The organism is Rhodanobacter sp. Root179 (assembly GCF_001428465.1).
Taxonomy (GTDB): domain Bacteria; phylum Pseudomonadota; class Gammaproteobacteria; order Xanthomonadales; family Rhodanobacteraceae; genus Rhodanobacter.
In genome coordinates, this window is sequence record NZ_LMHR01000022.1 from 1 (window position 1) to 14,262 (window position 14,262).

Below are 14,262 nucleotides of genomic sequence, written 5' to 3' on the forward strand. Positions count from 1 at the left end.
GTTTCGCTTTTGACTTCGGCGAAGAGCGACCCCACCCCAACCCTCCCCTGCTCGCAGGGGAGGGAGCAAGACGCCAAACGCGTCACTGCCGCGGACGAAACTCCAGCGGCATCGGCTCGCCGGGACGCGCCGCGGCCGGCGGTTTCGGCCCGCAGGCGCCGCAGGTGCTGCAGCCATCGCTGCAATCGCCGGTGGCTTCGGTTGGCTGCAGGCGGCGGCCGAACGCCCGTGCCAGGGCACTGCGGCCGGGCTGGCTGAAGTGGATGGACGCGGCGGCCATCCAGCGGTTGGTGGTCTTCCGGGCCAGCTTGCGCAGCACGATCCACACACTGGCCAGCACGGCCAGGCCGATCACCACGTACTGCAGCAGCAAACTCGTGCTCATGCGAGCACCCTCGCCACCTGGTAGACGATGAACGACGCGGCGTAAGCCATCACGAACATGTAGCCGAACGAGATCGCCACGTTGCGCCAGGAATCGGTCTCGCGCTTGATGATCGCCAGCGTGGACATGCATTGCGGCGCGTACGCGAACCACACCAGCAGCGACAGCGCGCTGGCCAGCGAGATCTGCCCGGCCAGCGCATGCCCCAGCCCGCCGGCCGCTTCGCCGCCCACCAGGTAGACCGTGGCCAGCGCCGCCACCGCGGTTTCGCGGGCGGCGAAAGCCGGGATCAGCGCCAGGCTGATCTGCCAGTTGAAGCCGATCGGCGCGAAGATGTACTGCAGGCCGCGCCCGATGTAACCGGCGAAGCTGTATTCGATCGCCGGCCGGGTGGCGCCTTCCGGCGCGCCGGGGAAGGTCGACAGGAACCACATCAGCACGGTCAGGCCCAGGATCACGCCGGTCAGCCGCTTCAGGAAGATCATGCCGCGCTCGTACAGGCCGATCGCCACGTCGCGCAGCTTCGGTACGCGGTACGACGGCAGCTCCATCATCAGCGCGTGCTCGCTCTTGTCGCGGCGGATGTGTTTCATCACCCAGCCCACCAGCATCGCGCCCAGGATGCCGGCCAGGTACAGCGCGAACAGCACCACGCCCTGCAGGTTGAACACGCCGAACACGTAGCGGATCGGAATGAATGCGCCGATCAGCAGCGCATACACCGGCAGCCGCGCCGAACACGTCATCAGCGGCGCGATCAGGATGGTGGTGAGCCGGTCACGCGGATCGGTGATGCTGCGCGTGCCCATGATGCCGGGGATCGCGCAGGCGAAGCTGGACAGCAGCGGGATGAACGAGCGCCCGGTCAGCCCCACCGACAGCATCAGCCGATCCAGCAGGAACGCGGCGCGCGGCAGGTAGCCTGATTCCTCCAGCACGATGATGAAGAGGAACAGCACCAGGATTTCCGGCAGAAAGCCCAGCACCGTGCCCAGGCCGCCGAACAGACCATCGGTGACCAGGCTTTGCAGCGGCCCGGCCGGCATCAGGGTGGCGGCGTGTCCGCCCATCCAGTCGAAGCCGTCGGCGATCGCGTCGGTCATCGGCTTGCCGATCGAGTACACCGCCTGGAACACCAGGAACATCACCACCGCGAGGATCGCCAGACCGAACACCGGATGCAGCGCCCAGCGGTCCAGCGTGTCGTCGATCGCGGCGGTGGCGCGCGGCATGGTCACCGTGGCCGCCAGCAGTTCACGCACCTGCGCGTGCAGGTCGGCGCGGCTGGCCGCGTCATCGGGCTGCACCGGCGCGGCCGCGGGAACCTCGCCATCGACACGCTCGATCAGCGCCTGCGCGCCGCCGCGCTTCACTGCGACCGTTTCGACCACCGGCAAACCCAGCCGACGCTGCAATTCGGGCACGTCGATCACGATGCCGCGCTGGCGGGCGGTGTCCATCATGTTCAGCGCCAGCACTACCGGCCGGCCGAGGCGCTTCACCTCCAGCACGAAGCGCAGGTGCAGGCGCAGGTTGGTGGCGTCGGCCACGCAGACGATCAGGTCCGGCACCGCCTCGCCCGGATAATTGCCGGCGCAGACATCGCGGGTGATCATTTCGTCCGGGCTGTTCGCATCCAGGCTGTAGGTGCCCGGTAGATCCAGGATCTGCAGCACCCGGCCGGACGGCGCGGCGAAGCGGCCTTCCTTGCGCTCCACGGTGACGCCGGCATAGTTCGCCACCTTCTGCCGGCCACCGGTGAGCAGGTTGAACAGGGCCGTCTTGCCGCAGTTGGGGTTGCCGACCAGGGCGATACGCAGGGTCGACGCGCTCATGCCGCCGCCTCGCTGCGCACGCTGACCCGGCTGGCTTCGGCCTTCCGCAGCGCGAAGCGGGTGAAGCCAATCTGGATCAGCACCGGATCGCCGCCCATCGGCCCCACCGCCACCACCCGCACCGGCTCGCCGTCGACAAAGCCCAGGTCGCGCAAGCGCTGCGCGATCGGATCGGCCGCATGCGCATCGTGCACGCGGTCGACCACGGCGGGGGCACCCTTGGGCAATTCGGACAGACGCACGGGCCGTAATCTCAAATAAGAACAATTCGCATTGTAGACCTTTGCCCGCCGGCCTGCACAATCGCAGGACACCCCTGCGACAACGTTTATCATGGCGTTATTTGCCGCAGGGACGACCGATGACCGACTCCATCCTCAGCGAACGCCGCGGCGCCGTTGCCTGGCTCACGCTGAACCGCCCGCAGATCCACAACGCGTTCGACGATGCGCTGATCGCCGCGCTGACCGAGGCGCTGGCCCAGGCCGATGCCGATCCGGCCGTGCGCGCGGTGGTGCTGACCGGCAACGGCAGCTGCTTCTCCGCCGGCGCCGACCTGAACTGGATGCGCGGCATGGCCGGCGCCAGCGAGCAGGAAAACCGCGAGGATTCGCTGCGCCTGGCGCGGCTGATGCGCAACCTGCAGTTCCTGTCCAAGCCGACCATCGCGCGGGTCAACGGCGCCGCGTATGGCGGCGGCGTGGGCCTGGTCGCCTGCTGCGACATCGCAATCGGCGTGGACACCGCCAAGTTCGCGCTGTCCGAAGTGAAGCTGGGCCTGGTGCCGGCGGTGATCTCACCCTACGTGACCGCCGCGATCGGCCTGCGCGAGGCGCGCCGGCTGTTCGTCAGCGGCGAGGTTTTCGACGCCGCCGAGGCGCATCGGATCGGCCTGCTGCATGCGGTGTCGAACGGCAACGAACTGGACGAGGCGATCGAACGCCAGCTGCATTTCCTGGCCAAGGCCGGTCCGCTGGCCCAGCGCGAGGCCAAGCAGTTGGCCCTGCGCATCGGCGGCGCCGATCCGGCCGAAGCCGAACGCATCGACACCGAAAACGCCGCGCTGATCGCCCGCCTGCGCGTCTCGCCCGAAGGCCAGCACGGACTCGGCGCCTTCCTCGACAAGCGCGCGCCGGCATGGGTGGCGCAGTCGTAGGTACACCACGATCTGGTAGCTTTAGACGCTTTGCATCGACACGAACGTTTCCAGGGACTCGCATGTTCGCACGTGTACTGATAGCCAACCGCGGCGAGATCGCCTGCCGCGTGATCCGCACCTGCCGGCGGCTGGGCATCCACACCATCGCGGTGTATTCGGAGGCGGACAAGGACGCGCAGCACGTGCGGCTGGCCGACGAGGCCTGGGCGATCGGCGGTCCGCTGCCGGCCGACTCCTACCTGCGCATCGACGCGATCCTCGACGCCGCGAAAAAGAGCGGCGCGCAGGCGATCCACCCCGGCTACGGCTTCCTGTCGGAGAACACCGCCTTCTCGCGCGCCTGCAAGGACGCCGGCATCGTGTTCATCGGTCCCGACCCCGAAAGCATCGACGCGATGGGCTCGAAAGCCGCCGCCAAGCAGCTGATGGCCAAACATGCCGTGCCGCTGGTACCCGGCTACAGCGGCGACCAGCAGGACAATGCCTTCCTCGCCGAACAGGCGCACCAGGTCGGTTACCCGCTGATCATCAAGCCCTCGGCCGGCGGCGGTGGCAAGGGCATGCAGATCGTGCGCTCGGACGCCGAATTCCCCGAGGCGCTGGCCACCGCCCAGCGCGTGGCGCAGGCCGCCTTCGGCGATGCCTCGATGCTGCTGGAGCGCTACGTGGAGCATCCGCGCCACATCGAGTTCCAGATCTTCGGCGACCGCCACGGCAACATCATCCACCTGGGCGAGCGAGAGTGCTCCGCACAGCGCCGCTACCAGAAGGTGCTGGAGGAAACGCCCTCGCCCTTCCTCACCCCGGAAAAGCGCGCCGACATGGGCGCCGCCGCCGTGGCCGCCGCGCGCGCGGTGAACTACGTGGGCGCCGGCACGGTCGAGTTCATCGTCGGCCCCGCCGGCGATTTCCATTTCATGGAAATGAACACGCGCCTGCAGGTCGAGCACCCCGTCACCGAGCTGACCCACGGCGTGGATCTGGTGGAGTGGCAACTGCGCATCGCCGATGGCGAACCGCTGCCGCTGGCCCAGGAGCACGTGGTTTCGCACGGCCACGCAATCGAGGTACGCCTGTACGCGGAAGATCCGGACCAGAATTTTCTGCCCGGCTCCGGCAAGCTGCAGACGCTGCGCCTGCCGAGTCCTTCGCAGCACGTGCGCCTCGACGGCGGCGTGATCGAAGGCGACACGGTGACGATCTTCTACGACCCGATGATCGCCAAGCTGATCGTGTGGGACGTCGATCGACCGAAGGCCCTGCAGCGCATGCGCGAGGCACTGGCCGCCAGCGAGATCATCGGCCCGAAATCCAACATCGGTTTCCTCGAACGGCTGGTGCGCCATCCCGCCGTGGTCGAAGGCCGCATCGATACCGGTTATCTCGATCGCCACCTGGAGGAGTTCCTGGTCGGCGACGTGGTGCCGGGCGACACAGTGCTGTTCGCCGCCGCCACCGCCGCCCTGCTCCACGACGAAGCCAGCATCAACGGCAACGCGGTCGACCCGCATTCGCCCTGGGCCCGCGCCGATGCCTGGCGCATCGGCCACGCCGGCAAGCGCATCGTGGCGCTGACTGCGCGCGAACAGCGCTACGACATCGAAGCGCACGGTCACGCCGGCAATTACCAGCTGCGCCACGGCGAAACCAGCTGCGAAGTGCACGGCGCACGCCTGCTGGACAATAATCTCAGCGCCCGCTTCAACGGCGAATCACAGCGCGTGCCGCTGCATGCCGATGCCGCCCACGTACTGCTCCACGACGCCGACGGCCAGCGCTACAGCTTCAGCCGCGCCGCCGCGTTCGCATGGGAAGCAACCGACGCCGCCGGCGGCAACCAGGTCATTGCGCCAATGCCCGGCCGCATCGTGCTGGTGAAAGCCAAGGTTGGCGACGTCGTCGAACAGGGCCAGGAATTGCTGGTGATGGAGGCGATGAAGATGGAACTGGCCTTGAAGGCACCGCGCGCCGGCACCATCGAGAGCATCAACGCCATGCAAGGCGAGTTTGTCGAGGCGGATGCCGTGCTGGTGCGCTTCGCCGAGTGAGCTTTTTAAGCCCCTCTCCCCCTGGGAGAGGGGTTGGGGTGAGGGTTCGGCCGGAGCGAAATGCCCGCACTGGCTCCGCACCCTCATCCGCCCCTTCGGGGCACCTTCTCACCCACAAGGGGACTCCTTATAGTCGCCGAGGGGAGAAGGGAAATGATGTCCTCCGGAGCTTTTTCATGAACACCTCCAACCACGTCCGCATCGTCGAAGTCGGCGCCCGCGACGGCCTGCAGAACGAGAAAACCCTGCTGCCGGCCGAGGTGAAGATCGCACTGATCGATCGGCTCTCCGCCACCGGTTTGCAGACCATCGAGGCGACCAGCTTCGTCAGCCCGAAATGGGTGCCGCAACTGGCCGACGCCGCCGAGGTGTTCACCCGCATCCGCAAGCTGCCGGGCGTGAGCTACCCGGTGCTGGTGCCGAACCTGCAGGGCTACGCGCGTGCCCGCGAAGTCGGCGCCACCGAGATCGCCGTGTTCACCGCCGCCTCCGAAGCGTTCAACCGCAAGAACATCAACGCCTCGATCGATGAATCCATCGAACGTTTCATCCCGGTGATGGAACAGGCGAAGGCTGACGGCGTGCAGGTGCGCGGCTATGTCTCCACCGTGCTCGGCTGTCCGTACCAGGGCGAGGTGCCGGTCAGCGACGTGGTGCGCGTGGCGCGGCGCCTGCATGAGCTGGGCTGCCATGAAATCTCGCTGGGCGACACCATCGGCGTGGGCACGCCGGCCAAGGCTCGCGCGATGCTGCATGCGGTGGCGCAGGAGGTGCCGATGGCGGCGCTGGCCGTGCACTTCCACGACACCTACGGTCAGGCGCTGGCGAACATTCTCGCCTGCCTGGAAGAAGGCGTGCGCGTGGTCGACAGCGCCGTTTCCGGCACCGGCGGCTGCCCATACGCGAAGGGCGCGACCGGCAACGTGGCCAGCGAAGACGTGGTCTACATGCTGCACGGCATGGGCATGGAAACCGGCATCGACCTCGACCTGCTGGTAGCCACCGGCGCCTGGCTGGCTGCGCAGCTGCACAAGGAAACCGCCAGCCGGGTGACGCGGGCGCGCACCGCCACGACCTGAGCTGCATCACGCGACCCACGCTTTCGGGGGAACCCCATGCTGATCCTGATCACCGGCGCCGCCAACGGCATCGGCGCGGCGATTACCGCGAAGGCCGTCGCGTTCGGTCATCGCGTCATCGCCGCCGACCGCGACGGCGAGGCGCTGCACGCCCGCTGGCATGATCAGCCTGCGGTGCAATGCGAAGTGCTGGACGTGACGAAGGCCAGCGACTGGACAACCCTGGTCGCCCGGCTGGAGCGTGACAGTGGCGCGTTGGATGTCCTGATCAACGTCGCCGGCGTGCTGCGCAGCGGGCAGACCAGCGAATTGACTACGCAGGACATCGACCTCACCCTCGACGTCAACGTGCGTGGCACGATCTACGGTACGAACGCCGTCGCCGCCGTGATGAAGCCGCGCCGGCGCGGCCACATCATCAACATCGGCTCGGTCGCCTCGCTCTACGCCACGCCCGGCACCACGATGTACGCCGCCAGCAAGTTCGCGGTGCGCGGCTTCAGCATCGCGGCGGCAGGCGACCTGCGCCCGCACGGCATCGCCGTCACCCTGTTCGGCCCCGGTCCGGTCAGGACCGCGATGCTGGAACAGCAGCGCGGCGACGACGATGCTGCGCTGACCTTCTCCGGTGCCCGCGCACTGAGCCCAGACGAAGTGGCCGCGGCGATCCTGGGTCCGGTATTGCGCAAGCGTCCGCTGGAATACTACCTGCCGTTCCGCGATGAGGTGCTGGGCAAGATCAGCAACGTCTTCCCGCGTTTCTTCCTCAGCCAGCTCGACAAGGCGCGCGCCCGCGGCAAGCGCAACTTCACGTCGCCGAACTATCGCCAGGAGCCATGATGCAACCGATCACGCATTTCGATGGCGCACGCAACGCGCCTGGCCAGCAGGCCCGCGTCGAGGACACCCGCGTCGCCGCGCAGGATTTCCGCCGCCACATGCTGGCCGGCCCCAAGGTGCGCTACTTCGAATCGTTCGACCTGATCAAGCTGATCTATCCCGCGCGTTACGGCCTGCGCAATGCGTATTCGGCCGAGCGCCTCAACGAATACCTGCACATCCACAACCGCCTGTTCGTGGTGCAGTACGACACGCCGGAGGGCTTGAAGACCTTGCTGGTTTCGCCATCCGACCACGAGCGTGGCGGCGAGACACCGTTCTTTCGCCGGCTGCAGGACCGCACCCCGAAGTTCATCGTCGACCGCGTGGTCACCCGCTACGCCAGCGTCCCCGAGGTGTTGCAGAAGATCGGCCTGCGACCGGCCGACGTCGACTACATCACCTACGACCACCTGCACACGCAGGATGTGCGTCGCTGGCTGGGCAGCGATGAAGAACCGGCTCTGCTGCCCAACGCGAAGCTGCTGGTGCACCAGCGCGAATGGGCGAACGCGCAGGACCTCAGCCCCTACCAGCGCGACTGGTACTGCCCGCACGGCGTGGCCGGCATCGACGCGAACAGGATCGTCCGTTTCGACGGCAGCGTGATGCTGGGCGACGGCATCGCGCTGGTGCACACGCCAGGCCACACCGAAGGCAACCATTCGATCGTGGTCAACACCGACGAAGGACTGTGGGTGATCAGCGAGAACGGCATCAGCGTGGACGCCTACGCGCCGCAGCACTCCACGCTGTGGGGCGTGGCGAAGTACGCGAAGGCGATCGGCAGCGAGGTCATCATCAACGGCAACACGCTGGAGAATTCGGTCGACCAGTACATCTCGATGGTGGCCGAACTGACCATCGCCGGTCCGTCACAACGCGATCCGCGCTACCCCAACATGTTCCCCTCCTCCGAGCTCGCCCCGTTCTGGCTGTTCCCCGGCACGCGGCCCAGCTTCCAGGTGAAACATGCCGTGCATGGGCGGCTGACGCTGCCGTCCTGATCAGCAGGTTCAGTCCAACTGATCATCCCGCCCACACTCTGAACCTGCGCAGCGAGCCGAACGACACCTGCCTGGCGTGCCACCGGATCGCCACCCGGCATTTCCTTGCGCTGAATCCGCATCGCTACGGGGTCAGGACTGGCTAGAATCGGAACCCTGCCTCCGATCCGGAACCCGCCATGCGCCATGGCCTCGCGATCCTGCTTTCGCTGCTGTGCCTGCTCCTGCCGTTGGCCGCGCACGGCGCCGGCCCCACCGCGAAAGGCGACTGGTTGCTGCTGCCCGACCGCGTATGGACGGCTGATGCTGATGCCGCGCATGCCGGCTGGGCCGTGTTGGTGCACGACGGCGTCATCGCGGCGGTTGGCCCGGCCGGCTCGATCCACGCGCCCACCGACGCCCGCCGTGTCGAGCTGCCCGGCGCCACCCTCACGCCAGGCCTGATCGACCTGCATTCGCATCTGTTCCTGCATCCGTACAACGAGACGTTGTGGAACGATCAGGTGCTGACCGAGCCACAGGACTACCGCACGCTGCTGGCGGCAAAGCACGCGCGCGACACCTTGCTGGCCGGCTTCACCACGCTGCGCGACCTGGGCACCGAAGGCGCCGGTTTTGCCGATGTTTCGGTGAAGCGCGCGATCGACGAAGGCCTGATCCCCGGCCCGCGCCTGTTCGTGGCGACCCGCGCAATCGTCGCCACCGCCAGCTACGGCCCCGGCCCGCGCGGCTTCCGTCCGGACATCGCCCTGCCCGGCGGCGCGCAGGAAGTCAGTGGCGTCGACCAGGCGATGGCCGCGGTGCGCGAACAGGCCGCGCGTGGCGCCGACTGGATCAAGATCTACGGCGACTACCGCGTCGGCCCGGACGGCGCCACCGCCCCCACCTTCACGCCCGCCGAGCTGAAGGCGCTGGTCGACACCGCGCACCAGATCGGCCGTCCGGTGGCCGTGCACGCAGCCAGCGACGAAGGCGTGCGCATGGCGGTGGAAGCCGGCGTGGACAGCGTGGAACACGGCTACGGCGCCAGCGAGGCCACCTTCAAGCTGATGAAGCAGCACGGCACCGCCTACGAACCCACGCTTACGGCGGTCGTGTCCACCGCCGAATATTTCCAGCATTACGTGCCCGGCAAGAGTGAACCGACCGAGCGCATGCGCGAAGCGGAGCACGCGTTTCGCACTGCGCTGAAACTGGGCGTGACGATCGGCAACGGCAGCGACGTCGGCGTGTTCCGCCACGGCGACAACTGGCGCGAGCCGGCGGCGATGGTGGCCGACGGCATGACTCCGGCCCAGGCACTGCATGCGGCCACCGACGTGGCGGCAAAGATCCTGCGTCAGTCGCAGCGCTTCGGTCGCATCGCACCCGGCCTGGCGGCCGACCTCGTCGCCTTCGACGGCGACCCGAGCACGCAGATTCGCGCCTTGCAGCACCCGGTTTTCGTGATGAAGGCCGGCCTCCCCTATCTGACTCCCGCAGCGACCCCATGACCGACACGTTCCTGATCCGCCCCATCGAATCCAGCGACAACGCGGCCATGGCCGCGATCATCCGCGCCGTGATGCCCGAGTTCGGCGCCGACGGCCCCGGCTTCGCGATCCACGACGCCGAGGTGGACGCGATGTACCAGTCCTACGCGCAACCGCGCAGCAGCTATTTCGTGGTCGAGCGCGACGGCACGGTGATCGGCGGTGGTGGCGTCGCGCCCTTGCAGAACGCGGATGCCGACATGTGCGAACTGCGCAAGATGTACTTCCTGCCCGCCGCGCGCGGCATCGGCGCCGGCACGGCGATGATGCAGCGCTGCCTCGACGCGGCCCGCGCGCACGGCTTCCGCCGCTGCTACCTGGAAACGCTGACCGGCATGGACGCGGCGCAGACCCTGTACCGTCGCAGCGGCTTCACCGCGCTGTGCAGTGCGATGGGCGGCACCGGCCACCACGGCTGCGACCGCTACTTCATCCGCGAACTGTGAGACTGGCCATGGCGACACACGATCCCCGCATCGACGCCTATATCGCAAACTCCGCCGACTTCGCCCGACCGATTCTCGAGCACCTGCGCGAACGCGTGCACAGCGCCTGCCCCGAGGTGGAGGAAGGCATCAAATGGGGCGTGCCTTTTTTCAGCTACAAGGCCGCACCGATGTGCATGATGGCCGCGTTCAAGCAGCACTGCAGCTTCGGCTTCTGGTTGTCGAAGGAAGTGACCGGCGGCAGCGACGAAGACGGCATGGGCCAGTTCGGCAAGCTAGCGACGCTGAAGGATCTGCCTCCAGACAAACAGCTCGCCACGTATTTGAAAAAGGCGATGGCACTGAACGAGGCCGGCGTGAAAAAAGCGCGCCCGAAAGCCACTGCGAAACCCGCACCAAACCTGCCCGATGACATGGCTGCGCTGCTCGCGCAGAAGAAGCACGCAGCGGCCCGCAAGACGTACGAAAGCTTCGGCCCCGGCGCGCAGCGCGAATACGTCGACTGGATCACCGAGGCGAAAACCGACGCCACCCGCCAGAAACGCATCGCCACCACGCTGGAGTGGCTGGCCGAAGGCAAAAAGCGCAACTGGAAATACGAAAAATGCTGAGGACCACCGTTCGATGATCCGCACCGCCCGCGACGACGACGCCGCCGCCATCCACGCGATCTACACGCCGTCGATCAGCGACGGCGTGGCCACGTTCGAAACCGAACTGCCCGGCGTGGACGCCATGCGCGAACGCCTCCGTGCACGCCTCACGCACTACCCATGGTTGGTCTGGGAAGAAGCCGGCGAAGTGCTGGCCTACGCCTATGCCGGCCGCTTCCGCGAACGCGCCGCCTACGACTGGATCGCCGAGACCTCGATCTACGTGCGCACCGACGCACACCGCCGTGGCATCGCCCGCAAGCTCTACGGCGTGCTGCTGGACGTGATGCGCCTGCAGGGCATCACCCAGGCCGTCGGCGTGATCACCCTGCCCGGCACGGTCAGCGTGGCGATGCATGAGACGATGGGTTTCACGCCCGCAGGTGTTTGGCGCCAGTGCGGTTACAAGCTGGGGCAATGGTGGGACGTGGGCGTGTGGCAGAAGGAGCTGCAGCCTGCGGCGAATCCTCCCGCGGCCGTCACGCCGTTTCCGCAGCTGCCGCCGGCGCCATTGCAATCGCTGCTGGAAAGCCGGGGTTGATGCCCCGAAGCCCTGCGCTAAACGCGACAAAAAGGCGTGCCCGCGGTGGCGGGCACGCCTTCATTCATCACGGCCGGGTCGGCTTACTGGTTGAGCAACAGGTCGACGATCACACCGGTGGCGATCGCCACCAACAGGAAATCACCGTTGTCGCTGCGCACCCAGTGATAGCCGCGTGGCGGTTCGCGCAGACGGTCGCGACGCCAGTCGGTTACCACGTAGCGGGTGCGGTACTCCACCGGCAGGTAACCGCCGCGGTGGTACCAACCCTCGTGGCGGCCACGATCGTGCCAGTTCTTGTAATGGCCATAGGCATGGCCGGGAGGACCATCACGCCGCACATAGCGATCATGGTCGGATCTGCCATCACGATGATCGTAACGGCTCCGATCATGATCATTGCCGCGATCGCGATCACCCTGGTCGTTCTGGCCATGGCCATTGCCATGACCCCGGCCATGACCGTGATCCTGCGCCAGCACGGAGCCACTGGCCAGCATCAGCATCGCACCCAACACGGCAGACAGACTCAGCAGCTTCTTCATGTGTTGCTCCCACAATGATGGAATGAACCCCGAACGCCCGATACCAATCGACCCGACCCGAGGCTCGACGCCAACATGGCCGGGATCACCCCAACGCCGCGTGAATCCCCTGCCACGACAGGTTTTGCGTTCAGCCTGCAGTCGCAGGCGCCGGTCGGCTACCATGGCGGTTTTTCGGCACTGGTAGCAAGGATTCCCCATGCAGCTCGATCAGGTCAAGGCAATCATCACCGGCGGGGCTTCCGGCCTCGGCCATGCGGTAGCGCAACATTTCGTGGCCCATGGCGGCCAGGTCGCGCTGTTCGACGTCAACGAGGACAAGGGCCAGGCCGCCGCGAAGGAACTGGGTGACGCCGCCCGCTTCTTCCGCACCGACGTCACCTCCGAGGATGGCGTGGCCACCAACGTGGCCGCCGCGCACCACGCGATGGGCGGGCTCAACGTGGTGATCAACTGCGCCGGCATCCTGGGCGCGGGCCGCGTGCTGGGCAAGGAAGGCGCGATGCCGCTCGCCACCTTCTCCGGCACGGTGATGGTGAACCTGGTTGGCAGCTTCAACGTGGCCAAGGCCGGCGCCGCGCTGATGCAGAACAACGAAGCGGGCGAGGACGGTGAACGCGGCGTGATCATCAATACCGCTTCCGTCGCCGCCTACGAAGGCCAGATCGGCCAGGCCGCCTACTCCGCGTCGAAGGGCGGCGTGGTCGGCATGACCCTGCCGATGGCGCGCGAACTGGCCCGCTTCGGCATCCGCGTGGCGACGATCGCCCCGGGCATCTTCTGGACCCCGATGGTCGACGGCATGCCCGAGTCCGTGCAGCAGTCGCTGTCCGCCTCGATCCCGTTCCCCTCGCGCCTGGGCCAACCGAACGAATACGCCAGCACCGTCGCCTTCATTCTGGGCAATCGCTATATCAATGGCGAGACGATCCGGCTGGATGGCGCGGTGCGGTTGCAGCCCAAATAAGCGAGGAGTGAGTGAAGAGGAGTGAGAGAGAGCTCGCCTCATGCCGCTTCACTACACGCCTTTGCTCTTCTCTCACTTCCCACTCCTCTGAACTCACTCCTGACTTATGAAAGCTTCCGACGTCAAGAAAGGCAACGTGGTCGAGCACGACGGCACCGTCTACCAGGTGCGTGACATCGAGCGCAGCTCGCCCAGCGCGCGTGGCGGCAACGTCACCTTCCGCTTCACCCTGTATTCGATCCCCGGCGCACGCAAGTTCGATCTCAGCCTGCGTGCCGATGACGAGTTGCGCGAGATGGACCTGGTTCGCCGCGCGGCGAACTTCTCGTACATGGATGGCGACGCGTTCGTCTTCATGGACGCGGAGGACTACACCCAGTACCTGCTCTCGCCCGAACTGGTCGGCGACAACGCCGGCTACATCGTCGAGGACACCGAAGGCTATTACGTGCAGGTGATCGACGACGCGCCGGTCGGCCTGCAGGTGCCCACCAGCATCGTGCTGACCGTGGTCGACACGGCCCCGGAAATGAAGGGCTCCAGCGCCACCAAGCGCAACAAGCCGGCGAAGCTCAACACCGGCATCGAGGTGCAGGTGCCCGAGTACATCAGCAACGACGAGAAGGTATGGGTGAACACGCTCACCGGCGAGTTCGCCGGGCGCGCCTGAGTCTGCTGATGCAGACGAACCGGCGCGGGCCAGGCAGCAGGCTTGCCCTGCTGTTCGCCGCGCTGGTCATCCAGGCGGCTTCCGCGTTGCCCGCCAGTGCGGGCAACGCGGACTGGCCCCGGCCGGTGACGAAGTTCATCGAACGCAGCGAAAACTGCCTGCATTTCGCAGGCGAGTTCGGCGGAGATGGCTCCGCGCGCGATGTCGAGGTCAACCGCCGGATGGACGAGCTGCGCTGCAACGCATTGCCGCACGACCTCAAGACACTGCGCAAGCGCTACCGCAACGATCCACGCGTCAGCGAGCGGCTGGGCGCCTTCGACGAAGACGGCATGCCAGCGGACGCCGGCACGGACGGCTGAGCGGCTGCCCGCCACGACTTGCGCCCGCGTAGTGCAGAATCAACCTTCCGACGTCACCGCGACCCGATCTCCATGCCCTCCAGCGGTTATTCGCTACGCGCCCATGCGATCGAAAGTCTGACCGTCATCAAGCGGCCGGACGTGCCGTGGCGGG

Annotated in this window: 16 protein-coding genes; 12 read left to right on the forward strand and 4 right to left on the reverse strand. The window is 67.0% G+C overall.

What is annotated here, in order from left to right; translation table 11 throughout:
* Positions 1–82: 82 nt before the first annotated feature.
* Genes ASD82_RS00575 through ASD82_RS00585 form a run of 3 tightly spaced genes read right to left on the reverse strand, consistent with a single transcriptional unit; the run spans position 83 to position 2,462 of the window.
* Positions 83–385: a DUF6587 family protein gene (locus ASD82_RS00575; RefSeq protein ID WP_056713902.1), complete on the reverse strand. Its 303-nt coding sequence runs from the start codon at positions 383–385 to the stop codon at positions 83–85.
* A complete protein-coding gene (locus tag ASD82_RS00580; protein WP_056713905.1) occupies positions 382–2,220 on the reverse strand; it encodes a ferrous iron transporter B in 1,839 nt (612 codons plus the stop codon). The genes ASD82_RS00575 and ASD82_RS00580 overlap by 4 nt, the downstream gene beginning before the upstream one ends.
* Entirely contained in the window at positions 2,217–2,462 is a 246-nt protein-coding gene (locus ASD82_RS00585; protein WP_007804835.1) for a FeoA family protein, read from the reverse strand. Before ASD82_RS00585 ends, ASD82_RS00580 begins: the two co-directional genes overlap by 4 nt.
* Before the next feature lie 119 nt (positions 2,463–2,581).
* Between ASD82_RS00585 and ASD82_RS00590 the strand changes: the two genes are divergently transcribed.
* The 9 genes from ASD82_RS00590 (at position 2,582) to ASD82_RS00630 (ending at position 11,564) form a co-directional block, all read left to right on the forward strand.
* Positions 2,582–3,376, forward strand: coding sequence for an enoyl-CoA hydratase/isomerase family protein (locus ASD82_RS00590; RefSeq protein ID WP_056713907.1), 795 nt, complete (start codon positions 2,582–2,584; stop codon positions 3,374–3,376).
* 62 nt (positions 3,377–3,438) lie between these two features.
* A complete protein-coding gene (locus ASD82_RS00595; protein WP_056713910.1) occupies positions 3,439–5,427 on the forward strand; it encodes an acetyl/propionyl/methylcrotonyl-CoA carboxylase subunit alpha in 1,989 nt (662 codons plus the stop codon).
* Between the two features lie 176 nt (positions 5,428–5,603).
* On the forward strand, positions 5,604–6,506 hold the full coding sequence (locus ASD82_RS00600) for a hydroxymethylglutaryl-CoA lyase (RefSeq protein ID WP_056713913.1): 903 nt from the start codon (positions 5,604–5,606) through the stop codon (positions 6,504–6,506).
* Between the two features lie 36 nt (positions 6,507–6,542).
* Positions 6,543–7,346, forward strand: coding sequence for an SDR family oxidoreductase (locus ASD82_RS00605; protein ID WP_056713915.1), 804 nt, complete (start codon positions 6,543–6,545; stop codon positions 7,344–7,346).
* Entirely contained in the window at positions 7,346–8,392 is a 1,047-nt protein-coding gene (locus tag ASD82_RS00610; protein WP_200946138.1) for a hypothetical protein, read from the forward strand. Before ASD82_RS00605 ends, ASD82_RS00610 begins: the two co-directional genes overlap by 1 nt.
* A 179-nt stretch (positions 8,393–8,571) precedes the next feature.
* The gene (locus ASD82_RS00615) at positions 8,572–9,885 is read left to right on the forward strand and encodes an amidohydrolase family protein (protein ID WP_056713921.1); all 1,314 of its coding nucleotides are present in this window, start codon (positions 8,572–8,574) and stop codon (positions 9,883–9,885) included.
* Positions 9,882–10,370 (forward strand): GNAT family N-acetyltransferase, encoded by a 489-nt coding sequence (locus tag ASD82_RS00620; protein ID WP_056713924.1) that lies wholly within the window; start codon positions 9,882–9,884, stop codon positions 10,368–10,370. The genes ASD82_RS00615 and ASD82_RS00620 overlap by 4 nt, the downstream gene beginning before the upstream one ends.
* An 8-nt stretch (positions 10,371–10,378) precedes the next feature.
* Positions 10,379–10,981 (forward strand): YdeI/OmpD-associated family protein, encoded by a 603-nt coding sequence (locus tag ASD82_RS00625; RefSeq protein ID WP_082585197.1) that lies wholly within the window; start codon positions 10,379–10,381, stop codon positions 10,979–10,981.
* Positions 10,982–10,994: 13 nt separating this feature from the next.
* Entirely contained in the window at positions 10,995–11,564 is a 570-nt protein-coding gene (locus tag ASD82_RS00630; RefSeq protein WP_056713927.1) for a GNAT family N-acetyltransferase, read from the forward strand.
* An 83-nt stretch (positions 11,565–11,647) separates the two neighbouring features.
* On the opposite strand, the gene ASD82_RS00635 is transcribed toward ASD82_RS00630, so the two are convergent.
* The gene (locus ASD82_RS00635) at positions 11,648–12,109 is read right to left on the reverse strand and encodes an RcnB family protein (protein ID WP_056713928.1); all 462 of its coding nucleotides are present in this window, start codon (positions 12,107–12,109) and stop codon (positions 11,648–11,650) included.
* Positions 12,110–12,308: 199 nt separating this feature from the next.
* On the opposite strand from ASD82_RS00635, the gene ASD82_RS00640 reads away from it, so the two are divergent.
* The 3 genes from ASD82_RS00640 (at position 12,309) to ASD82_RS00650 (ending at position 14,108) form a co-directional block, all read left to right on the forward strand.
* Complete coding sequence (locus ASD82_RS00640) at positions 12,309–13,076, forward strand: SDR family NAD(P)-dependent oxidoreductase (RefSeq protein ID WP_056713931.1); 768 nt, start codon at positions 12,309–12,311, stop codon at positions 13,074–13,076.
* Positions 13,077–13,182: 106 nt separating this feature from the next.
* Positions 13,183–13,746 carry an elongation factor P-like protein YeiP gene (gene yeiP / locus ASD82_RS00645; RefSeq protein ID WP_056713934.1) on the forward strand — a complete coding sequence of 188 codons (564 nt, stop codon included), beginning with the start codon at positions 13,183–13,185 and terminating at the stop codon, positions 13,744–13,746.
* An 8-nt stretch (positions 13,747–13,754) separates the two neighbouring features.
* Positions 13,755–14,108: a hypothetical protein gene (locus ASD82_RS00650; protein ID WP_056713936.1), complete on the forward strand. Its 354-nt coding sequence runs from the start codon at positions 13,755–13,757 to the stop codon at positions 14,106–14,108.
* The last annotated feature ends 154 nt before the right edge of the window (positions 14,109–14,262 follow it).